The organism is Roseomonas rosulenta, from assembly GCF_016106005.1.
Lineage (GTDB): Bacteria > Pseudomonadota > Alphaproteobacteria > Acetobacterales > Acetobacteraceae > Neoroseomonas > Neoroseomonas rosulenta.
In genome coordinates, this window is record NZ_JACADR010000002.1 from 58,138 (window position 1) to 78,401 (window position 20,264).

The 20,264-nt window shown below is 71.0% G+C and carries 21 protein-coding genes and 1 tRNA gene; 11 read left to right on the top strand and 11 right to left on the bottom strand.

Annotated elements, in window-relative coordinates; genetic code table 11:
• Positions 1-35 precede the first annotated feature (35 nt).
• Positions 36-1,295 (bottom strand): D-amino acid dehydrogenase, encoded by a 1,260-nt coding sequence (locus HW578_RS00810; RefSeq protein ID WP_198368588.1) that lies wholly within the window; start codon positions 1,293-1,295, stop codon positions 36-38.
• Positions 1,296-1,429: 134 nt separating this feature from the next.
• On the opposite strand from HW578_RS00810, the gene HW578_RS00815 reads away from it, so the two are divergent.
• On the top strand, positions 1,430-1,876 hold the full coding sequence (locus HW578_RS00815; RefSeq protein WP_198368589.1) for an Lrp/AsnC family transcriptional regulator: 447 nt from the start codon (positions 1,430-1,432) through the stop codon (positions 1,874-1,876).
• A gap of 10 nt (positions 1,877-1,886) precedes the next feature.
• Here HW578_RS00815 and HW578_RS00820 read toward each other — a convergent pair whose 3' ends face one another.
• Complete coding sequence (locus HW578_RS00820; protein ID WP_232478402.1) at positions 1,887-2,810, bottom strand: dihydrodipicolinate synthase family protein; 924 nt, start codon at positions 2,808-2,810, stop codon at positions 1,887-1,889.
• Between the two features lie 56 nt (positions 2,811-2,866).
• On the opposite strand from HW578_RS00820, the gene HW578_RS00825 reads away from it, so the two are divergent.
• The 10 genes from HW578_RS00825 to HW578_RS00870 are packed head-to-tail and all read left to right on the top strand — an operon-like array spanning position 2,867 to position 12,507.
• Positions 2,867-4,006, top strand: coding sequence for a 2-methylaconitate cis-trans isomerase PrpF family protein (locus HW578_RS00825; RefSeq protein ID WP_198368591.1), 1,140 nt, complete (start codon positions 2,867-2,869; stop codon positions 4,004-4,006).
• 58 nt (positions 4,007-4,064) lie between these two features.
• On the top strand, positions 4,065-5,042 hold the full coding sequence (locus tag HW578_RS00830; RefSeq protein WP_198368592.1) for a Bug family tripartite tricarboxylate transporter substrate binding protein: 978 nt from the start codon (positions 4,065-4,067) through the stop codon (positions 5,040-5,042).
• Positions 5,039-5,890 (top strand): amidohydrolase family protein, encoded by an 852-nt coding sequence (locus tag HW578_RS00835; protein ID WP_198368593.1) that lies wholly within the window; start codon positions 5,039-5,041, stop codon positions 5,888-5,890. Before HW578_RS00830 ends, HW578_RS00835 begins: the two co-directional genes overlap by 4 nt.
• 6 nt (positions 5,891-5,896) lie before the next feature.
• A complete protein-coding gene (locus tag HW578_RS00840; protein WP_198368594.1) occupies positions 5,897-6,736 on the top strand; it encodes an amidohydrolase family protein in 840 nt (279 codons plus the stop codon).
• Positions 6,733-7,581 (top strand): FAS1-like dehydratase domain-containing protein, encoded by an 849-nt coding sequence (locus HW578_RS00845; protein ID WP_198368595.1) that lies wholly within the window; start codon positions 6,733-6,735, stop codon positions 7,579-7,581. Before HW578_RS00840 ends, HW578_RS00845 begins: the two co-directional genes overlap by 4 nt.
• The gene (locus HW578_RS00850) at positions 7,581-8,783 is read left to right on the top strand and encodes a CaiB/BaiF CoA transferase family protein (protein ID WP_198368596.1); all 1,203 of its coding nucleotides are present in this window, start codon (positions 7,581-7,583) and stop codon (positions 8,781-8,783) included. The genes HW578_RS00845 and HW578_RS00850 overlap by 1 nt, the downstream gene beginning before the upstream one ends.
• The gene (locus HW578_RS00855; protein ID WP_232478403.1) at positions 8,780-9,751 is read left to right on the top strand and encodes a Bug family tripartite tricarboxylate transporter substrate binding protein; all 972 of its coding nucleotides are present in this window, start codon (positions 8,780-8,782) and stop codon (positions 9,749-9,751) included. The genes HW578_RS00850 and HW578_RS00855 overlap by 4 nt, the downstream gene beginning before the upstream one ends.
• Positions 9,751-10,938 (top strand): CaiB/BaiF CoA transferase family protein, encoded by a 1,188-nt coding sequence (locus HW578_RS00860; RefSeq protein WP_198368597.1) that lies wholly within the window; start codon positions 9,751-9,753, stop codon positions 10,936-10,938. The genes HW578_RS00855 and HW578_RS00860 overlap by 1 nt, the downstream gene beginning before the upstream one ends.
• A gap of 13 nt (positions 10,939-10,951) precedes the next feature.
• Positions 10,952-11,326: a VOC family protein gene (locus HW578_RS00865; RefSeq protein WP_198368598.1), complete on the top strand. Its 375-nt coding sequence runs from the start codon at positions 10,952-10,954 to the stop codon at positions 11,324-11,326.
• Positions 11,302-12,507, top strand: a complete 1,206-nt coding sequence (locus HW578_RS00870; RefSeq protein ID WP_408906240.1) for a TIGR03862 family flavoprotein — start codon at positions 11,302-11,304, stop codon at positions 12,505-12,507. Before HW578_RS00865 ends, HW578_RS00870 begins: the two co-directional genes overlap by 25 nt.
• 1 nt (position 12,508) lies before the next feature.
• Here HW578_RS00870 and HW578_RS00875 read toward each other — a convergent pair whose 3' ends face one another.
• The 9 genes from HW578_RS00875 to HW578_RS00915 form a co-directional block, all read right to left on the bottom strand.
• The gene (locus tag HW578_RS00875; RefSeq protein WP_198368600.1) at positions 12,509-14,110 is read right to left on the bottom strand and encodes a zinc-binding metallopeptidase family protein; all 1,602 of its coding nucleotides are present in this window, start codon (positions 14,108-14,110) and stop codon (positions 12,509-12,511) included.
• A 42-nt stretch (positions 14,111-14,152) separates the two neighbouring features.
• Complete coding sequence (locus HW578_RS00880; RefSeq protein WP_198368601.1) at positions 14,153-14,752, bottom strand: 2-hydroxychromene-2-carboxylate isomerase; 600 nt, start codon at positions 14,750-14,752, stop codon at positions 14,153-14,155.
• 5 nt (positions 14,753-14,757) lie between these two features.
• The gene (locus HW578_RS00885; protein WP_198368602.1) at positions 14,758-15,387 is read right to left on the bottom strand and encodes a 3-oxoacid CoA-transferase subunit B; all 630 of its coding nucleotides are present in this window, start codon (positions 15,385-15,387) and stop codon (positions 14,758-14,760) included.
• On the bottom strand, positions 15,384-16,115 hold the full coding sequence (locus HW578_RS00890) for a CoA transferase subunit A (protein ID WP_198368603.1): 732 nt from the start codon (positions 16,113-16,115) through the stop codon (positions 15,384-15,386). The genes HW578_RS00885 and HW578_RS00890 overlap by 4 nt, the downstream gene beginning before the upstream one ends.
• Before the next feature lie 58 nt (positions 16,116-16,173).
• Positions 16,174-17,055: a DMT family transporter gene (locus HW578_RS00895; protein ID WP_198368604.1), complete on the bottom strand. Its 882-nt coding sequence runs from the start codon at positions 17,053-17,055 to the stop codon at positions 16,174-16,176.
• A 188-nt stretch (positions 17,056-17,243) separates the two neighbouring features.
• Positions 17,244-18,455, bottom strand: a complete 1,212-nt coding sequence (locus tag HW578_RS00900) for an MFS transporter (protein ID WP_198368605.1) — start codon at positions 18,453-18,455, stop codon at positions 17,244-17,246.
• Between the two features lie 582 nt (positions 18,456-19,037).
• Positions 19,038-19,113: transfer RNA gene (locus tag HW578_RS00905), tRNA-Lys, on the bottom strand.
• A gap of 43 nt (positions 19,114-19,156) precedes the next feature.
• Positions 19,157-19,660, bottom strand: coding sequence for a peptidylprolyl isomerase (locus HW578_RS00910; RefSeq protein ID WP_198368606.1), 504 nt, complete (start codon positions 19,658-19,660; stop codon positions 19,157-19,159).
• A 10-nt stretch (positions 19,661-19,670) separates the two neighbouring features.
• Entirely contained in the window at positions 19,671-20,255 is a 585-nt protein-coding gene (locus HW578_RS00915) for a peptidylprolyl isomerase (protein WP_198368608.1), read from the bottom strand.
• Positions 20,256-20,264 lie beyond the last annotated feature (9 nt).

Here is a 20,264-nt window from a genome sequence, read left to right on the forward strand (position 1 = left end):
ACCCAAAGTGGCAAGGAACCGCCGCGCCGTGAAGGTCACGCCGCCGCGTAGCGGTCCAGTGCCAGGTCGGCGGTCTCGATCTCCGGCTTGCGGCCCGTCACCAGGTCCGCCAGCACGCGCCCCGACCCGCAGGCCATGGTCCAGCCGAGCGTACCGTGCCCGGTGTTGAGGTGCAGGTTGCGCAGCCGCGTCGGGCCGACCACCGGCGTGCCGTCCGGCGTCATCGGCCGCAGGCCGGTCCAGAAGGACGCCTCGGCGACGTCGCCGCCGCGCGGGAACAGGTCGGTCACCGAGTGCTCCAGCGTCTCGCGCCGCGGCTTGCGTAGCGCGGTCGAGAAACCGGCGAGTTCGGCCGTGCCGCCGACGCGGATGCGGTCGCCCAGGCGGGTGATCGCGACCTTGTAGGTCTCGTCCATCACGGTCGAGACTGGCGCGCCGCCCTCGTCCCTCACCGGCAGCGTCAGCGAATACCCCTTCACCGGATAGACCGGCACGCGCAGGCCGAGCGGCGCGAGAAGCGCCGGTGTATAGCTGCCCAGCGCCGCGACATAGGCATCGGCGGTCTCGGTGCCGGCCTCGGTCACCACGCCGGTCACGCGGTCGCCCTCGGTCGTCAGGCCCTTGATGGTGACGCCGTAGCGGAAGCGCACCCCGATCGCCTCGGCCATGGCGGCCAGGCGCTGCGTGAAGATATGCGCGTCGCCGGTCTCGTCATCGGACAGGCGCAGTCCGCCGACGAACTTGCTCTGCACGTGGCGCAGCGCCGGCTCGGCGGCGACGCAGCCGGCCGGGTCCAGCACCTCATAGGGCACCTTGAAGGTGTCGAGCACCGCCTTGTCGCCGCCCACCGCATCGAGCTGCTTCTGCGTGCGGAACAGCTGCAGCGTGCCGAGCGAACGCCCGTCATAGGCGATGCCGGTCTCGCGCCGCAGGTCGCCCAGGCAGTCGCGGGAATACTCGGCAAGCCGGACCATGCGCGTCTTGTTGAGCCGGTAGGCCGCCTCGGTGCAGTTCGCCAGCATGGCGGCGAGCCAGGTATAGAGGCGCTGGTCCGCGCGCGGCCAAAGCACCAAAGGCCGGTGGCGCATCATCAGCCACTTCAGCGCCTTCACCGGAATGCCCGGGCCGGCCCAGGGGGCGGAATAGCCGTAGGAAAGCTGCCCCGCATTGGCGAAAGACGTCTCCATCCCCGCCGCCGGCTGGCGGTCGAGCACGGTCACCTCATGCCCCGCGCGGGCCAGGTACCAGGCGCTGGTGACGCCGACGACGCCGCTGCCGAGCACGATGACGCGCATGGTGGTGAACCCCCTCGATCCGATGCGGCAATCATGGCGGACGGGGTGTGGCATTTGCTGCGGAAGATTCGTGCATTCCGCCAAATGGGGCATTATCCTGCGCGGATTCCGCCACTCCTTCGCAGATTCTGCCCATGCTCGACGACGCCGACCAACGCATCCTGAAGGCCCTGCGCCAGGATGGGCGCATGACCAATGCCGCGCTCGCCGAGGCCGTGGGCCTGTCGCAATCGGCCTGCCTGCGCCGGCTGCGGCTGCTTGAATCGCGCGGCGTGATCCGCGGCTACACCGCCATCATCGAGGAACCGCAGCACGGCGACACCGTCACGGTGATCGTGCAGATCACGCTCGACCGACAGACCGAGGAACACCTCTCGCGCTTCGAGACAGCGGTGAAGCGCCTGCCGGAAGTGCGCGACTGCTTCCTGATGACCGGCATGTCGGACTATCTACTGCGCGTGGAGGTGCGCGACGCGGCGGATTACGAACGCATCCACAAGGAACAGCTCTCGCGCCTCCCCGGGGTGGCGCGAATCCAGTCCTCCTTTGCGATCCGCCGCGTGATCGGCGGGCGCGGCTAGGCGGCCGCGGCTAGGCGGCCGCGGCCAGCCTTTCCGTCCGCGCGAGGCGGACCAGAAGGTAGTCCACCTCGCCCGCGGTCTCCGCGCTCAGCTTCGGCCCAGGCGCGCGCAGCGTCGCATGGGCGATGATACCGCGCTTCACCAGCACGTACTTGCGGATGGCGAGGCCAAGCCCCGGCTGCACCTCGGTGCGGATCAGCGGCAGGTGGATGTCGAAAAGGTCCTGCGCGGCGTCGCGCTGCCCGGCCCACATCATCCGGCACACATTCACCAGCATCTCGGGGAAGGCGTAGCCGGTCATGATGCCATCCGCGCCGCGCGCGAGTTCCTCCGGCAGGAACTGCCCGCCCACGCCCCCCAGGATCGACAGGCGCGGCATCTTTCCCTCGGCCTCCAGCCGCCGCACCGCGGTCAGCTTGTCGAGGCCCGGCCAGTCCTCCGCCTTCAGCATCACCACGCGCGGGTCGGCCGCCATGCGCGCGATCATCGGCGCCGTCATGGTGATGCCGGTGAGTTGCGGGTAGTCCTGGAGCACGAAGGGTGCATCCACCGTCTCGACCGCCTGCGCGATGTAGGAGACCGCCGCCTCGTCGCCCTTCAGCCCAGGCGGCGGCGAGACCATGATGCCCGCAGCCCCGAGGTCCAGCACCGCGCGCGACAGCGCCTTCATCTGCGCGAATCCCGGCGACGACGCACCCACCACCACCGGCACCCGCCCTGCCACGCGCTTCAGCACGCGATCGACGAAGGCGACGGATTCCTCCTGCGTCAGCTTGGGCGCCTCCCCCATCACGCCGAGCAGCGTCATCCCGGCGGCACCGGCCGCGAGGAAGGCGTCGGTCATCCGGTCGGCGCTGGCGAGGTCGAGCGACCCATCCGGCAGGAACGGCGTGGGGGCAATGACGAAAACGCCCTTGGCGGATCGGTCGAGCATGGGCATCCCTTTCAAGACGACACCGCCAGCATAGCGCCGCAGGAGCAGACCGCCAGATGGACCAGGCCTTCATCCCCGCCGTGTTCATGCGCGGCGGATCCTCCAAGGGGGTGTTCTTCCACGCGAAGGACCTGCCGCGCGACCGCGGGAAGCAGGATGCGATCTTCCTGTCGGTGCTGGGCAGCCCCGATCCCTACGGGCGGCAGCTCGACGGTATGGGCGGGGGGATCTCGTCGCTGTCGAAGGCCGTGATTGTCGGGCCGCCGACGCATGCGGACGCCGATGTGGACTACACCTTCGCGCAGGTCGCGGTGGATCGCCCGCTGGTGGACTGGTCGTCCAACTGCGGCAACCTTTCCTCCGCCATCGGCCCCTTCGCGGTGGATGAGGGCCTCGTGCGCGCCTCCGACGGCGAAGCGCTGGTGCGCATCCACCAGGTCAACACGCAGCGCATCATCCATGCGCGCTTCCCGGTGCGCGGCGGGCGCGCGGCGGTGGCCGGCGACTTCGCCATGGCCGGCGTGTCGGGCACCGGCGCGCGCATCCGGCTCGACTTCCTCGCCCCCGGCGGTGGCGCGACCGGATCGTTGCTGCCCACCGGCGCCGCGCTCGACACGCTGGACCATGACGGGCGCCGCTACAGGGCCACCATGGTCGATGCCGCCAATGCCTGCGTCTTCCTCGATGCGCACGAGCTCGGCCTGACCGGCACCGAGAGCCCCGAGGCGATCGAGGCCAGTCCCGCAACGATGGCGCTGCTCGATGCGCTGCGGCGGATCGCGGCGGTGCGCAAGGGCCTCTGCGCCACGCCCGAGGCGGCGCCGCTCGCCATCCCGAAGGTCGCGGTCGTGGCACCCGCCGCGCCCTATCGCGCGCTCGACGGCGCGGAGCATGCCGCCGGCACGCACGACATCGCGGTGCGCATGATCTCGATGGAACGTGCCCATCGCGCCGTGCCGCTCACCGGCGGCATGGCGCTCGGCGTCGCCTGCCGCATCGCCGGTTCGCTGCCGCAATCGATGGCCGGCCTCATCGCGGGCGACGAGGTGCGCGTTGCAAATCCCTCCGGCATCCTCTCGGTCGGCGCCGAGGTTTCGCGCCGCGAAACCGGCTGGTTCGCCGACAGTGCCGTGGTGTTCCGCACCGCGCGGCGCCTCATGCAAGGTGCGGTCGCGGTGCCGATGCGCCTGCTTTGAGGGCGCGGCGCGACGTGCGATAGGTGGCGCGTCCAGGAAGCACACGGAGAACCATCCGATGGTCAGCCGCCGGCATGCGCTTGCCGCCGCCACCCTGCTTGCCGCGCCCGCGGCGCGGGCGCAGGCCACCTGGCCCGACCGGCCGATCCGCGTGGTAGTGCCCTTCGCAGCCGGCGGCAATGCCGACACCATCGCCCGCATCCTCCAGCCGCGCCTGCAGGAGAAGCTCGGCCAGCCGGTGGTGGTCGAGAACCGGCCCGGCGCCGGCGGCGCGGTCGGCGCGGCGGAGGTCGCGCGGGTTCGCCCGGATGGCTACACCCTGCTGATCGGATCGAACGGCCCGCTCAGCGTGAACCCCGCGGTGCAGGCCCGCCTGCCCTACGATGCCGAGCGCGACTTCGCGCCCGTCGCCATGGCCATGCAGGTGCCGCATTGCCTGATGGTGCAGCAGGGCGCGCCCTATCGCAGCCTGGCCGATGTCGTCGCCGCATCCCGCGCGCAGCCCGATGCGCTGGGGGCGGGCACCGCCGGGGTCGCGAGCGCCACGCATCTCTCGCTGGAGGCCTTCAAGCTCGCCTCCGGCGCGCGCATCCTGCACGTGCCCTATCGCGGCGGCGGCGCCGCGCTGCCGGATTTCATCGCCGGCAACATCCCGCTGCTGTTTACCGAATTCTCGACCGCGCTGCCGCTGCACCGCGACAGCAAGGGGCGCATCCTGGCGGTGGCCTCGACCACACGGCTGGCAGCGGTGCCGGAGGTGCCGACCATGATCGAGCAGGGTATCGCCGGCTTCACCGCCGCCTCCTATGTCGGCCTCATCGCGACGGCCGGCACGCCGTCGGAGGCGCTGCGCAAGCTGGGCGAGGCGATGACGGCCATCGTCGCCGAACCGGATTTCCAGCGTCGCATGGAAGCAATGGGCGGCGAGACGGCGTCCGGCGCGCTCGCCACCCCCGAGGGCTTCGCCGCCTTCATCCGCGACGACCTGCGCCGGTCGCGCGAGGTGGTGCGCTCCGCGGGGATCACCGCGCAATGACGCCGCGCGAGACACCCTCGGGCGCGACCGACTGCCACTGCCACATCTTCGGCCCCGCCGCGCGCTTTCCGTATGCCGAGCCGCGATCCTACACGCCAGAGGACGAGACGCTCGAGGACTACCTCGCCTTGCTCGACCGCCTGCAGCTTGACCGCGGCGTGATCGTGCAGCCCTCCGCCTATGACCGCGACAATGCCTGCACGCTGGATGCGCTGCGCCGCGCGCCGGACCGGCTGCGCGGCGTGGCCGTGGTGGGCAGCGAGGCGACGGCGGACACGCTGCGCGCGATGCATCGCGACGGCATCCGTGGCCTGCGCGCCAACGAATACCGGCGCGACGGCGTCGCCGCCTATCATGGCGGGGTGCGGCTCAGCGAGATCGAACCGCTCATGCCCGTGATGGCCGAGCTCGGCTGGCACCTGCAGCTCTGGATCGACGCGCGGCACCTGCCGGAGCTCGAACCGCGCCTCGCCAGGCTGCCCGTGCCCATCGTGGCGGACCACATGGGCCGCATGCACCACAGCCACGGCACCAACGACCCCGGCTTCCAGGCGCTGGTCCGCGGCGTGGCCGAGGGCCGCTACATGACCAAGCTCTCGGGCACATATCGCCTGGGAGCAACGGCGCCGGACTACCTCGAGGCTAAGCCCTTCCACGACGCGCTGGTCGCAGCCAATCCCGATGCGCTGGTCTGGGGCACCGACTGGCCGCATCCGCGCCCCGATGGCGGGCGGCCGGATGCGGCGCGGCTGCTGCGGGTGTTCCTCGACTGGACGACCGATCCCGTGCTGCGGCGGAAGATCCTGACGGACACGCCGGCGCGCCTCTACGACTTCCCGCAAGGCTGACCGCCCATGGCTTCCGACCGCCGCCCCACCTTCGTCCTGCCGCCCGGCACCTGCGACACGCATGTGCACATCTGGGGGCCCTTCGACCGTTACCCGGTAGCGAAGGGCGCGCCCTACACGCCGCCCGAGCGCACGCGCGAGGATCTGGTCGCGCTGCATCGCCGGTTGGGTGTCGAGCGCGCCGTCATCGTCCAGACCACCGTCTACAAGTCCGACAACCGCGCCATGCTGGACGGCATCGCGGCCAGCGGCGGCGCCTGGCGCGGCGTGGCGCTGGTGGACGAGGGCTTCGGCGACCGCGACTACCAGGCGCTGCACGATGGCGGCGTGCGCGGCGTGCGCTTCGGCTTCCTGCCGCATCTGGGCGGCCTGCCTGACATCGCCTTCCTGCGCCGCACGGCGGACCGCATCGCGGCCATGGGCTGGCACCTGGTGCTGCATCTCGATGCCGCCAGCATCCTCGCGCAGGAAGCCCTTCTGCGGAGCCTGCGCCTGCCCGTGGTGGTAGACCACATGGGACGCGTGCCGGTACCCGAGGGCACGGACCACCCCGCCTTCCGCATCTTGCTCGAACTGCTGCGCGAACCGAACTGGTGGGTGAAGGTGTCGGGGGCCGAACGCATCTCCGCCGCCGGCCCGCCCTTCCGCGATGCGGTGCCCTTCGCGCGGAAGCTGATCGAGGCGGCGCCCGACCGCACGCTCTGGGGCACCGACTGGCCGCATCCGAATGTGCGCTGGGAACCGGACGAGGCCGACCTGGTGGACCTGCTGCCCGACTTCGCCGATGCCGCGGCGCTGCGGCGCGTGCTGGTGGACAACCCCGCGCGGCTCTACGGCTTCCCATGACGGGCGACCTGCAGTCCTGGGTCGGGCGCACGCGCACGGTCAGCGACGAGATGGCCGCGCCGCTGGTGCGCCGCATGGCCGCGCTGACCGACCGCGACGGCGTCGCGCTGGCGCATGGCGCGCCAGTGCCGCCCCACTGGCTCTGCATGCTGTTCGACGATGCCGCGCCACAGGCCGCCCTCGGCCCCGATGGCCACCCGGCCAAGGGCGACTTCCTGCCGCCCGTGCCGCTGCCGCGGCGCATGCTGGGCGGCCGGCGCCTGACCTATTCCGCCGCGCCGCGGGTCGGCGACGCGCTGGCGCGCGAGACGATGATCGCCGCCATCACGCCGAAGGTCGGGCGCAGCGGGGCGCTGATCTTCGTGACGCTGCGCCACAGCATCACGCGCGGCAATGACGTGGTGGCGGTCGAGGAACAGGACATCGCCTACCTCGAGGCGAAGCGCAACGCGCCGGAACCCAAGGCGGAGAAGCCCGCGCCGGCACCGCAGACCGCCTGGCGCGACGCCTTCGCGCCCGATCCCGTCATGCTGTTCCGCTACTCCGCATTGGCCTTCAACGGCCATCGCATCCACTACGACGCGGACTACGCGCGCGACACCGAGGGCTACCCGGCGCTGGTGGTGAATGGCGGCGTGACAACGCTGTTCCTGCTTGAAGCCGCGCTGCGCCGCCAACCGGGCGCGCAGGTGCTGGAGACGAGCGCACGCACACTGAAGCCGCTGTTCTGCGGCCACGCCGCGACGCTCTGCGGCACCGTGCCCGACGCGGAGGGTCGCAGCACGCTCTGGGCGGAGGACGAGACCGGCGCCGTGGCACTGCGCATCGAGGCGAGGATCGGCTGATGGCGGGACCTCTCGACGGCGTGCGTGTGCTGGACCTCTCGGCCGTGGTGGTCGGGCCGATCTGCACGCATGTCCTGTGTGAACAGGGTGCCGAGGTCATCAAGGTCGAGGCGCCGACCGGCGACCTCCTGCGCCACCTGGCCGGCAAGGGGCGCAGCCCCGGGATGAACGGCAAGTTCCTCAATTTCAACCGCGGCAAGAAGTCGATCGCGATCGACCTGAAGCAGCCGGCGGGCATTGCCGCGCTGCGGCGGCTCGCGGCGACGGTCGATGTCTTCGTGACCAACATCCGCCCGGATGCGCAGCAGCGCCTCGGTGTCGATGCCGATGCGCTGCGCGCCGCGGCACCGCGGCTGATCCACTGCTCCATCACCGGCTTCGGCAGCGGCGGGCCCTATGCCGGGCGCGCCGCCTACGACACCGTCATCCAGGGTGCCTCGGGTGTCGCGGGCGCCTTCGCCGCTTCGACCGGCGAGCCGCGCTACGTGCCCTTCCTGGTCGCCGACCACACGGTCGGGCTGATCGCCGCGCAGCTGATCGGCTTTGCGCTCTACCGCCGCGAGAAGACCGGCACCGGCGAGGCGATCGAGGTGCCGATGTTCGAGAACATGGCCGCCTACATCATGCAGGAGCATCTCGGCGCCGCCTCCTTCCGCCCGCCGCTCGGCCCGCCCGGCGACCACCGCGTGCTGAGCCCCGACGGCAAGCCGCTGCCCACCAAGGACGGCTTCATCTGCATCTCGGCCAATACGGACGCGCAGGCGCATGCCTTCTTCGACGCGATCGGCCGGCCGGAGCTCAAGACCGATCCGCGCTTCGCGAAAGTGGCGCAGCGCGTGCAGCACACGAAGGAATACTTCCACATCCGGGCGACGTCGCTCGGCAGCCGCACCACCGCGGAGTGGCTGGAGATCTTCGACCGCATGGACGTCCCCGCCTCGCCCTACAACACGCTGTCCTCACTGATCGACGACCCGCACCTGCGCGCCGTCGGCATGGTGCGCGAGGAAGACCACCCGACCGAGGGTGCGACCTGGGCGATCGGCGCGCCGAACCGCTTCTCCGGTGGCAACGCACCGCCGCGCCCGCCAGCGCCGCGCCTCGGTGCGGATGGCGCGGCGGTGCTCGCCGACGCTGGGCTCACGCCCGATGAGATCGATGCGCTGCGCCGCGAGGGCGTGCTGATCGAGGGAATGCCATGACGCGCATCACCCGCCGCGCCGCCATCGCCGGCGCCACGCTGCTGCCCCTTGCCGCGCCGCGCGCGCAGGTGCCCTGGCCCGACCGCCCGGTGCGCCTGGTGGTGCCCTTCACCCCGGGCGGGTCCACCGACATCCTCGCCCGCGCGATGGGCCAGCGCCTGGCCGAGATCTTCGGCCAGCCCTTCGTCATCGAGAACCGCCCCGGCGCAGGTGGAACTCTGGGCTCGGAGCAGGTCTTCCGCAGCGCGCCGGACGGCCACACGCTGATGATGGGCCATATCGGCACGCTCGCGGCCAACCCCGCGCTGTACCGCAATCTCACCTTCGACATCGCTGGCTTCGTCCCGGTCGCGCTGGTGGCGAATATCGCGAATTTCCTGGTGGTGACGAACCGACTGGAGGCGAGCGACGTGCGCTCGCTGGTCGCGCTGGCCAAGCGCGATCCCGGGCGTCTCACCTATGGCAGCGGCGGCAACGGGAGTGCGGCGCATATCGCCATGGTCGCCTTCATGGAGGAGACCGGCACGGAGATGACCCACGTACCCTATCGCGGCACCGGGCCGATGATGACCGACCTGATCTCGGGCACGATCAACCTGACCATGACGGGCGGTCCGCCGGCGCTGCCTCCGGTGCGCGCGGGTCAGTTGCGTGCGCTGGGCATCGCCTCGCTCGAAAGGCTGCCCTCGGCGCACGACATTCCCACCATCGCGGAACAGGGGCTGGCCGGCTTCGACGTGCAGCAATGGTACGGCATCGTGGCACCTCCCGGCACGCCGGCGCCGCTGGTCGCGCGGCTGAACGAGGCCTGCAACCGCCTCCTCGGCGAGGCGCCCTTCCGCGCGCGGCTCGAGACCGAGGGTGCCACCGCGCAGCCCATGACCCCCGCGCAGTTCGGCGACTACATCACGCGCGAGCGCGAACGGTGGGGCAGGCTGATCCGTCGCAACAACGTGGGACTCGGCTGATGCAGCGACCATTCGAGGGTATCCGCATCATCGACGCCACGCATGTACTGGCAGGCCCCTTCGCGGCCTACCAGCTCGGCGTCCTCGGCGCCGACGTTATTAAGGTCGAGCATCCCGACGATCCCGACCAGAGCCGCGGCTCCGGCCCGGACTGGGACCTCAACCGCGCTGGCATGGGGACGTATTTCCTGACCCAGGGATCGAACAAGCGGTCCTTGACGCTCGACCTGAAGCAGGCGGCGGCGCGCGAGGTCTTCAAGCGCCTGGTCGCGCAGGCCGACGTGCTGGTGGAGAACTACCGCCCCGGCGCCTTCGAGGCCCTGGGCCTCGGCTACGAGGCACTGTCGGCGCTGAACCCGCGGTTGATCTACTGTTCGATCTCCGCCTTCGGTCAGGGCGGGCCGCGCGGCGGGCAGACGGCCTATGACCACGTCATCCAGGCGACGTCGGGCATCATGGCCTGCACCGGCACGGAACAGGTGAACCCGCTCAAGCTCGGCGCGCCGGCGATCGACTACGCGACCGGCACCATGGGCGCCTTCGCGCTGTCGGCCGCGCTGTTCCAGCGCGAACGCACCGGGCGCGGGCAGCGCATTGACCTCGCGATGCTCGATGTCGCGATGATGATGATGGCCTCGCACGTCACAGCCCATTCGCGCACGGGGCGCCCCGCGCGCCCGCGCGGCAATGACCACGAGTACGCGACCAATTCCGCCTATCCGACGAAGGACGGGATGGTGATGCTGGGTGCGTCCAACCTGCGCCAGCAGAAGCGACTCTGGGCGGCTCTCGGCCGGCCGGAGATGGCGAAGGCGCGCAACGAGGACCGGGTGGCGGACCGCGACCGCGAGGCCGCGGCGCTGCGCGAGATCATGGCGACCCGCACCGCCGATGACTGGGAGGCCTTCCTGCAGTCCCGCCACGTCCCCGCCGCGCGCGTGCGCCGCATGGACGAGGCGCTGGCCGACCCGCACCTCGCCGCGCGCGGCCTGGTGCACCGCTTCGAGGCGGCCGAGGGCGTGCCCGGCCCCTTCGCGGTGCCCGTCGCCGCCTTCGGCCTGGCCCATGGCGGGCCGCGCGTCGATGCGCCGCCGCGCCCGCTCGGCGCCGACACCGATGCGATCCTGGCCGAGCTCGGCTACGACGAGGCGGCACGCGCCGCGCTGCGCAGCACCAGCGCCATCTGACAAGGACACGCCCATGGCCCGCTTCACCTTCGACCACATCCACCTGCGCAGCCCGGACCCGGAGGCGACCGCCGCCTTCTACGAGCGCGTCTTCGGCGTGACGCTGACGCGCAGCCCGCAGCGCATCGACTTCAACTTGGGTGGCCAGCCGATCTTCGTCTCGCCGATCAACGAGCCGACGACCGGCGATGCGCCCTCGGCACCCTATCGCGGCCTCGAGCACATCGGCCTGGCGGTGACCGGCATCGACGCCATCGTCGCGGAGCTGAAGGCCAAGGGCGTGGCCTTCACCATGGAACCCACCACCATCCGCCCCGGCGTGCGCATCGCCTTCCTGCGCGGGCCCGAGAACGTGTCGATCGAATTGCTGGAACGGAGCGCCGCCTGACCCGCCAGGTTCTCGTCATCGGCGCCGGCCCCGCCGGGCTGATGGCAGCGGAGGCGGCGGCGGAAGCGGGTGCGGCCGTCACGGTGCTGGACCACATGCCCTCGCCCGCGCGCAAGCTCCTGATCGCCGGGCGGGGCGGGCTGAACCTCACGCATTCCGAGCCGCTGGAGCGCTTTCTCGACCGCTACGGCCCGGCGCGCGACCGCATCGCGCCCTTCATCCGCGCCTTCCCGCCCGAGGCGCTGATCGCCTGGTGCGAGGCGCTCGGCCAGCCGACCTTCGTGGGCAGTTCCGGGCGCGTCTTCCCGCACGCGATGAAGGCCTCGCCGCTGTTGCGCGCCTGGCTGGCGCGCCTTGCCGCGCAAGGCGTGGTGCTGCGGACGCGGCATCGGTGGGTGGGCTTCGGCCCCGACGGCGCGCTGCGCTTCGCCGCCCCCGAGGGCGAGCGGCTGGAACGCCCGGACGCCTGCGTGCTGGCGCTGGGCGGCGCCTCCTGGCCGCGCCTTGGCTCCGATGGCGGATGGACCGCGCTGCTGCCCGATGTCGCGATCGCGCCGCTGCGCCCGGCCAACATGGGCTTCGCGGTCGCCTGGTCCGAACATCTCCGCACGCGCTTCGCCGGGACGCCGCTCAAGCGCATCGCGCTGCGCTTCGGCGATGCCGGCACGCGCGGCGAGGCGATGATCACCGTGCAGGGCATCGAGGGCGGCGCCGTCTATGCGCTGTCGGCACCGCTGCGCGAGGCCATTGCCGCGGAGGGCAGCGCGACATTGCACATCGACCTGCGCCCCGACATCGACCGCGATGCGCTGGCGCGGCGCCTCGGCACGCGCCCGGCCGCCGTCACGCTGTCCAACCATCTGCGCCGCACCGGCGGGCTTGCGCCAGTCGCCATCGCGCTGGTGCAGGAAGCGCTGCACGCCGGCGCGCCGCGTGACGACCTCGCCGCGCTGGTCAAGGCGCTGCCAGTCACGCTGACAGCGCCCTTCCCCATCGCGCGGGCCATCTCCTCGGCCGGCGGCATCGCCTGGTCGGAACTGGACGAGAGGCTGATGCTCCGCCGCCATCCAGGCATCTTCGCCTGCGGCGAGATGCTGGACTGGGAAGCGCCGACCGGCGGCTACCTGCTCCAGGCCTGCTTCGCGACCGGCCGCGCGGCGGGGCGCGCGGCCGCGGGGTGACCTACAGCCGCTCGCCGGCGCCGAGCCCATCGGCCGGCGTGGGCACGCACCATTCCGCGCCACGCGCGGTGGTCACGTACTCCGGCCATTTCAGGTCGACCGGCGCGGCGAAGTCCGGCGGCAACAGCGGCGCGACCCATTTCGACCCGCCCATGCCGCCGCCGGTGCGCTCGCGCCATTCGGCCTGCGCGGCCTCGAGCAGGCCGGGCTTCGCGGCGAGGTCGACCAGCGTCAGCGCCATGGTCCTCGCCGCCACGAACATACCCGGGTCGATCGCCGCCGGCAGGCCGCCCAGCGCGTTGTAGGACCACATGGGGTAGTCGGTGTTCGCATCGGGTGCGCGCAGCCGCGGCCGCGCGGTCAGCAGCCGCACGGTCGGGCAGTGCCAGCAGAACTCCACGTAGTCGTCGGCCGACAGGTGCCACTGCCAGGGCGGCAGGAAGTGGCGCATGCCGGCCTCGAATTCCGAGGGCGGCGTCAGCTTCGTGTTGGCCGGCGAGAACGGATCCTCCATCGGCGCAAGACCCAGATTCGTCTGGATCTCCCGCGCGAAAGCCTTGGCCGCCTCGTCATAGGAGGGCGGGCCGACCTCCAGCAGGTTCGCCCAGGTCGCATCGGTCAGCACGGTGTTCGCAAGCCCCACGCGCGTCTTGGTCACCCAGCGCAGATGCGCGGTGCAGGCGGTGGCGGCCGCAGCGCTGCGCGCATTCGCCATCAGCACGTTCGCAATCTGCTGCGCCATGGGCAGGGACGGCGTGCGCCACGAGTACTGGATCTGCGTGAAACGCGGCGCGAGGTTGTCCGAGGTCGCGTCCCCGCCATGCAGGATGCACTCGTTCAGCGTCCAGGCGCCGGCGTGGGGGAACATCGCCTCCTTGGTGTACTTCGTCGTCGTGTACATCAGGCATAGCGCGTCGGTCGCGCCCGGCGCGCGGGCCGCAGCGTGGCCGACATCGCGGATCGGCAGCAGCGACTTGTCGATCCAGGTCTCGGGGCTGTCGCAGGTGAAGGTGATGACGGCCGACCAATAGGCGCCAAACTGCGTCTCGGCGGTGACCGTGTTCTGCAGGTGCGGGTGGTAGACCACGGCCGCATCGAGCCCGTCGTAGTAGCCCTTCGCCGCATGCACGGGCTTCGACCCGCAGACCTTCTCCGCCGGCTCGCCGAACAGCGCCAAGCGCCCCGGCGTGCCGGAGGATTGCAGCGCCGCCTTGGCCGCCAGTACCGCGGTCAGCGCCGCTGTGCCGAGCGAGGAATGCGGGTCGGTATGCCCCGCCGCATAGGGGTGCATCCCCGCGCGCGGTTCGCACCGCGGCACCACCGCCTGGCAGTTGCCCGGCACCGCATCGTATTCCGAGAAGGAGGCCAGCAGCGGCCCGCCGGAGCCCCAGCGCCCCACGAAGGCGGTCGGCATGCCGCCCGAGCCTTCCTCCACCTCGAAGCCCTCGGCGCGCAGGAATTCCACATAGGCGCGGGCGGATCGGTATTCGCGCCAGGCGGGTTCGGCTAAGTGCCAGATGCGCTCGTTGAAGGCGGACATCCGCGCGCCGTTGGCGCCGATCCAGTCGAGCGCCGTGCGGCGCAGGGCAGGCAGGTCGGTCATCGCGGGATCCCCTTCCGGTGCCCCGCGATGATGCGACGCGCCTCAGCCGCGCGCCAGTCGCCGTGCGACGAAGTCGAGCCGGTCCTGGCCCCAGAAGATGTCCTCGCCGATCACATAGCATGGCGCGCCGAATACGCCGCGATCCAGCGCCGCCTGCGTATCCGCCAGGCGCCGCTCCTGCCAGCGTGGCTCGGCGCCGAGCGCCATCACCGCCGGCGCATCCAGCCCGCATTCGGCGATCAGGGCCGCCAGCGTGCCGGGGTCGGCGGGGTTCTTCTCCTCCTCCCACAGCGCCTTCAGGATGCGGTGCGCGAGGCGGATCGCCGGCGCATCGCCCATGGTCTCGCGCAGCGCGATGACGCAGCCGCAGCCGGGCAGTTCGTTGTGCGGGAAATACTTCGGCTGGATGGTGATGGGAATGCCGAGTGCATCACGCCAGCGCGCGAGTTCCTGCAGCCGATAGGCTTGGCGCTGCGGTGACCGCTTCGGCAACGGCAGCCCGCCGGAATTGGCGAAGATGGTGCCGAAATCCACCGGGAAGATGCGCAGGCTCGCGCCATGCTGCGCGGCAAGCGCCTCGATCCGCGCCCCCCCCAGATGCGTCCAGGGCGAGTTCAGCGAGGCGTAGTAGTCGATATACATGCGTGTCACTCCGTGACGGGACAGGCGGTCGCGGCGCGGACCTGGTCCAGGCCAACGCCAGGGGCCAGATCATGCACCTTGAAGCTCTCGCCGGTCGGTGAAAACAGGCCGAGCTCGGTCACCACCAGCGTCACCACGCCGCGCGCCGTGATGGGCAGGGTGCAGCGCGCAAGCAGGCGCGGTGTGCCGCCGCGCATGCGGTGCTCCATCATCAGGAAGACGCGCTTCGCGCAGGCGGCGAGGTCCATCGCCCCGCCGATCACGCCGCCCTTGGCCCCCTTCACCTTCCAGTTGGCGAAGTCGCCATTCGCCGCCGCCTCGTAGGAGCCCAGCACCGTCACGTCGATCCGCCCGCCGCGGATCAGCGCGAAGCTGTCGGCGTGGTGCACGATGGCGGCCCCCGGATTGAGCGTGATGTGGCGCCGGCTGGCATCCACCAGGTTCACATCCTCCTGCCCGGGCGGCGCGACGGGGCCGAAGCCGATCACGCCGTTCTCGGCGTGGAAGATCACCTCACGGTCGCCCAGCGGCACGTCGCAGATCAGCGTCGGCATGCCGACGCCGAGGTTGACGATCCAGCCATCCTGCAATTCGCGCGCGAGGCGCTCGGCCATCTGCGGGCGCGTCCAGCTCATGGCGTGGCCTCCTTGCGGCTGGGCCAGGATCCGTCGGGCGGGATCTGCACCAGGCGATGCACGTAGATGCCCGGCGTATGCACGTCGTCCGGGTCGATCGCACCGGCGGGCAGGATCGGCTCCTCGACCTCGACGATCACCAGCTTCGCGGCCGTCGCCATCAGCGGGCCGAAATTGCGCTGGGCACGGCGGAAGCGGAGGTTGCCGGCCTCGTCCGCCTGGTGCGCGCGCAGCAGCGCGACATCGGCGGGCAGCGCGTATTCCAGCAGCACCTCGCGGCTGTTGATGATGCGCGTCTCGCGCCCCTCAGCGAGCTCGGTGCCCACGGCGGTCGGGGTGTAAAAGGCGGGAATGCCGGCACCGGCGGCGCGCAGGCGCTCGGCCAGCGTACCCTGCGGGACGATCTCGGCATCGACCTCGCCGCGCTCGTAGAAGGGCGTGAAGGGCAGCTGGTCGGAGGCGCGCGGCGCGGCGGTGAAGGAACAGATCACCTTCGCGACCTGGCCGTTCTCCACCAGCATGCCGATATCCGGGTTGCGCGGCTTGTGCGCACCGCCGGTGGTGTTGCCGATGCAGGTCAGCCGCTTCGCACCCTGGCGCAGCAGCGCGGCGATCAGGTTGAAGGGCGATCCCGGCAGGGCGAAGCCGCCGAAGGCGATGGTCGCGCCATCGGGAATGTCCGCCACCGCCGCGTCGAAACCACCGACGATCTTGCTGCGTCGCGCCATGCTGCGTTCCCTTGCCCTTGGCGCATCGTCCGGCGTGGCGCAGGCCCTGTCCAGGGGGTCAGCGGCGCCGGCTCTCCGCCACTGCCAGGGTGATCCCGCAGGCCACGATGATGCCGGCACCGACCCAGGTGAAGGCATCGGGGAACATGCCCGAGACCAGGTAGCCCACCAGCACCGATCCGATCATCTGCCAGTACTGGAAGGGCGAGATCACGCTCGCCTGGCCATAGGTCATGGCCTTCGCCACGCACCAATGCCCGCCCGCGCCGAGGAGGCCGAGTGCCAGGTGCAGCGCGAGGTCGGTCGCGTTATGCGGCGTGGTCCAGACGAAGGGGACGACGCAGCTCATCACCACCGTGCCGATCAGCGCGGAATACATCACCGAGGTCTCGGGCCGGTCGATCCCCGCGACCTTGCGCGTGAACACCTGGTAGACCGCGTAGCAGAAGGCCGACCCCACGATCAGCAGCGAGGCCGCCTGGAACACCTCGCTGCCCGGCCGGATCACCACCAGGACCCCGCAGAAGCCAACCAGCACGGCCGCCAGCCGCTTCGCGTCGATCCGCTCGCCCAGCATCGGCACGGCCAGCAGCGTGACGAAGAACGGCGTCATGAAGGAGATCGACGCCGCCTTCGCCAGCGGCACGTGCTTCACCGCGAAGAAAAACAGCGTGGTCGAACCGAGCAGCAGCAGCGATCGCGAGATCTGCGCCCCGGGCCGGCGCGTCGCCAGCACCTCGAACCCGTAGCGCGGCACCACGAGCAGCAGCACCACGAGCAGATGCCCCGCGGTGCGCGCCCAGATGATCTGCTCCGACGGGTAGGTGCGGCTGAGCACCTGCACGATTCCGTTCATGATCGGAAAGGCGGTGGTCGCCACGCACATGAAGAAGATGCCGAGCCAGAGCCTGCGCAGCGCATCCTGGCGCGTCTCGATCATCGTTGCCGGCTTGGACGTCTCACGAACACAGCCTGTCGCGCCGCGTCCGCCCGGTCAACGCATGCCATGCCCTGCACGCGCCGACGCATGACGGCACGTTGCGCGCGTCACCGCACGACGGGAGTTCGCGCGCGTGACCGCACGACGGGAGTTCGCGCGCGTCACCGCGCGACGGGAGCTCGCGCGCGTCACCGCGCGACCGGCCGCCGCAGCGCCCAGAACGCCACCGCGCCGGCCGAATAGGCCAGGATCGACAGCACGAAGGCCGGCCGATAGGTGCCCGTCAGGTCGAACAGCAGCCCCGCCCCCCAGGCGCCGATCCCGGCGCCCAGCCCCGATCCCACCGTGATGACGCCAAGGATGGTGCCGAGCCGTGGCCCACCGAACAGGTCCGCCGTTTTCGCCGTAATGGCCGGCCCGCGCGCGCCCCAGGTGATGCCGAAGAAGCAGGCGTGCAGCCACAGCATCAGGTGCTGGTCGGCACCTTCGATCCGCAGCGCCGCCGCGACGCCGACGATCGAGATGCCATAGGCCAGGATCGCCGCCCGCTCGCGCCCGATGTAGTCGGAGACGGTGCCGGTGAGGATCACCCCCGGCAGCGCCAGCAGACTGCCCATGCCCAGCACGAAGGCGGCGTAGAGCGGTTCGAACCCCTGTCCCACCGCGAAGGCCAGCTGGTGCAGCGAAACCAGGAAGCTGCCGATGCTGGTCAGCATGTAGACCAGGAACAGCAGCCAGAAATGGCGCGTGCGCGCGGCCTCGGCCAGCGTCCACGCGCGCCCGTCCACAGCCTGCGCCGCGCCGCCGGCGCCGGCCGGAATGGCGGCCTCCGCGCCGCGGAACATCGCCCCCAGCGGGATCACCAAGAGCGCCATCAGCCCGGCCTGCATCAGGTAGGCCTGGCGCCAGCCGGCCTCGTCCACCAGCCATTGCGCGATCGGCGCCGAGATGGCGCGCCCGAAGCCGTTCGCCGATTGCAGCAGCGAGATCGCAAGCCCGCGCTGCGCGACAAAGAGCCGCGAGACCAGCGGCACAAAGACCACGAGGCCGATACAGTTCGCCCCCAGCGTCATCACCACGCCATAGAGCAGCACCACCTGCCACAACGTGGTCGCCTGCGAGGAGCCGAGCAGCCCCGCGGTCAGAAGGCAACCGCCCAGCAGCACCATGCGCCGCGCACCCAGCCGATCCACCAACCCGCCCACGAGGGGCGACGACACGCCGCCAATGATCTGCCCGACCGAATAGGCGAGGCTGGCATCCGCGCGGGACCAGCCGAAATCCTCGATGAAGGCCAGCAGGAACACGGTGTAGGCGTGCATCAGGCTGGCGCTGACGGTGAAGGCGATGAAGCCGCCGCCCACGATCAACCAGGCCTGGCGGGAGGGACGGCCTGTCATCGTGCCGGCGGAATCCTGGGTGCGTGCGTGTGCGACAGGCTAGCGCCCTGCTGCGGCATGTGGCGAGAGCCGAGCGAGTCGCGCGGCATCATGACACCGAATGCAACCCATGGTCGTATCGTCGATTACTCAATTGCGCCCTGATTTCGTTGGAGAAGTCGCTCCCGACCGGCGGCGCAAAGGCGCGTCATGGCACCGTGAATAGGCCGTGAGCCTTACAAGGACCGGTGATTTCTTTGTTGTCCACAGTCACGGGATGCGCATTCTCTCGTGATTGTTGGGTCAGGCAATTATTGGGGTCAGAGAAATGTTGAGAGTCCATCGCGCCGCGAATGCATCGCGCGCAACAGAGGGGTGCGCCGCAAAGGCAGCCCATCCGATCGAAGCGGCGACCTCGGCGGTGGCCGAGGCACTCGCCGACGCACATGAGCGCGGCGATGCCGGGTCGGTACGGATCCTGCACGCCGTGCTGGCGCTCCTCTCGGCGGCGCCGAAGCACGACGAGCACTGAGGCGAGGCGCCGGCCGGACTGCGCCTAGGACGCGGCCGGCCGGCGGCGCCGCGGGGTGCCGTGAAGGGAAATGGTGTGCCCGCCGGGACTCGAACCCGGGACCCCATGATTAAAAGTCACGTGCTCTACCGGCTGAGCTACGGGCACGCCGGACCCGGCGCCGGGTCGTGATGGCGCCGGGGTGATAGCCTCACGCCGCGTCGGCGGCCACCCGTATCGCGCGGATCTTGTCCGGGCCCTGCACCATGCCGGACATGCCGGCACCGCGCTTGATCTTGTCGATCGCTTCCATGCCCGCGGTGACCTGCCCCCAGATGGTGTACTGCCCATCGAGGCTAGAGGCCGGGGCGAACATGATGAAGAACTGGCTGTTCGCGCTGTTCGGGTCCGAGGTGCGCGCCATGCCGCAGGTGCCGCGCTGGAAGCGCGCGACACCGGGCGGGCTGAACTCGGCCGGGATATCGGGCAGGTCGGACCCGCCCGTGCCGGTGCCGGTCGGATCGCCGCCCTGGGCCATGAAGCCCTCGATCACGCGATGGAAGGGCACATCGTTGTAGAAGCGGCGGCGGACCAGTGTCTTGATCTGCTCGACGTGTTTCGGCGCCAGGTCGGGCCGCAGCGCGATGGTGACGGTGCCGTGCTCGATCTCGAGGATCAGCGTGTTCTCGGGATCGGCGGCGGTGGTCTCGGTCATCGGGAAGTCCTCAGCGGATGTCGGCGGCGATGCGCGCGGTGCGGATGCGGTCGGCGGGCGCGGGCACCTGGCCGGACTGGCCCACACCGCGCTTCAGGCGGTCGACCGCATCCATGCCGGAGATCACGCGCCCCCAGATGGTGTACTGCCCATCGAGGCTCGGCGTCGGCGCGAACATGATGAAGAACTGGCTGTTCGCGCTGTTCGGGTTCTGCGTGCGCGCAGCACCCACCGTGCCGCGCAGGAAGCGCGCGCGCGACGGCGGGCTGAACTCGGCCGGCAGGTCCGGCAGGGGCGACCCGCCGGTACCGGTGCCGGTCGGATCGCCGCCCTGCGCCATGAAGCCCTCGATCACGCGGTGGAAGGGCGTGTTGTCATAGAAGCCGCGGCGCGTCAGCGTCTTGATCCGCTCGACATGCTGCGGCGCGAGCTCGGGCAGCAGCTGGATCCGCACCTCGCCCGCGGGCAACTGCAGCACCAGGATGTTCTCCGGGTCCGGCGCCGGGGCGGGTGTGGTCTGCGCCGGCGCGTCCGGCGCGCAGGCAACGAGGCCGAAGGCGGCGGCGGCGGCGCCCAGAAGCGTCCTGCGGTCCATGTGTGCGTG

Excerpts from the sequence above, each read along its gene's own strand:
- HW578_RS00810 (WP_198368588.1), bottom strand. The coding sequence starts at position 1,295 with ATGCGCGTCATCGTGCTCGGCAGCGGCGTCGTCGGCGTCACCAGCGCC.
- HW578_RS00815 (WP_198368589.1), top strand. The coding sequence starts at position 1,430 with ATGCTCGACGACGCCGACCAACGCATCCTGAAGGCCCTGCGCCAGGAT.
- HW578_RS00820 (WP_232478402.1), bottom strand. The coding sequence starts at position 2,810 with ATGCTCGACCGATCCGCCAAGGGCGTTTTCGTCATTGCCCCCACGCCG.
- HW578_RS00825 (WP_198368591.1), top strand. The coding sequence starts at position 2,867 with ATGGACCAGGCCTTCATCCCCGCCGTGTTCATGCGCGGCGGATCCTCC.
- HW578_RS00830 (WP_198368592.1), top strand. The coding sequence starts at position 4,065 with ATGGTCAGCCGCCGGCATGCGCTTGCCGCCGCCACCCTGCTTGCCGCG.
- HW578_RS00835 (WP_198368593.1), top strand. The coding sequence starts at position 5,039 with ATGACGCCGCGCGAGACACCCTCGGGCGCGACCGACTGCCACTGCCAC.
- HW578_RS00840 (WP_198368594.1), top strand. The coding sequence starts at position 5,897 with ATGGCTTCCGACCGCCGCCCCACCTTCGTCCTGCCGCCCGGCACCTGC.
- HW578_RS00845 (WP_198368595.1), top strand. The coding sequence starts at position 6,733 with ATGACGGGCGACCTGCAGTCCTGGGTCGGGCGCACGCGCACGGTCAGC.
- HW578_RS00850 (WP_198368596.1), top strand. The coding sequence starts at position 7,581 with ATGGCGGGACCTCTCGACGGCGTGCGTGTGCTGGACCTCTCGGCCGTG.
- HW578_RS00855 (WP_232478403.1), top strand. The coding sequence starts at position 8,780 with ATGACGCGCATCACCCGCCGCGCCGCCATCGCCGGCGCCACGCTGCTG.
- HW578_RS00860 (WP_198368597.1), top strand. The coding sequence starts at position 9,751 with ATGCAGCGACCATTCGAGGGTATCCGCATCATCGACGCCACGCATGTA.
- HW578_RS00865 (WP_198368598.1), top strand. The coding sequence starts at position 10,952 with ATGGCCCGCTTCACCTTCGACCACATCCACCTGCGCAGCCCGGACCCG.
- HW578_RS00875 (WP_198368600.1), bottom strand. The coding sequence starts at position 14,110 with ATGACCGACCTGCCTGCCCTGCGCCGCACGGCGCTCGACTGGATCGGC.
- HW578_RS00880 (WP_198368601.1), bottom strand. The coding sequence starts at position 14,752 with ATGTATATCGACTACTACGCCTCGCTGAACTCGCCCTGGACGCATCTG.
- HW578_RS00885 (WP_198368602.1), bottom strand. The coding sequence starts at position 15,387 with ATGAGCTGGACGCGCCCGCAGATGGCCGAGCGCCTCGCGCGCGAATTG.
- HW578_RS00890 (WP_198368603.1), bottom strand. The coding sequence starts at position 16,115 with ATGGCGCGACGCAGCAAGATCGTCGGTGGTTTCGACGCGGCGGTGGCG.
- HW578_RS00895 (WP_198368604.1), bottom strand. The coding sequence starts at position 17,055 with ATGATCGAGACGCGCCAGGATGCGCTGCGCAGGCTCTGGCTCGGCATC.
- HW578_RS00900 (WP_198368605.1), bottom strand. The coding sequence starts at position 18,455 with ATGACAGGCCGTCCCTCCCGCCAGGCCTGGTTGATCGTGGGCGGCGGC.
- HW578_RS00910 (WP_198368606.1), bottom strand. The coding sequence starts at position 19,660 with ATGACCGAGACCACCGCCGCCGATCCCGAGAACACGCTGATCCTCGAG.
- HW578_RS00915 (WP_198368608.1), bottom strand. The coding sequence starts at position 20,255 with ATGGACCGCAGGACGCTTCTGGGCGCCGCCGCCGCCGCCTTCGGCCTC.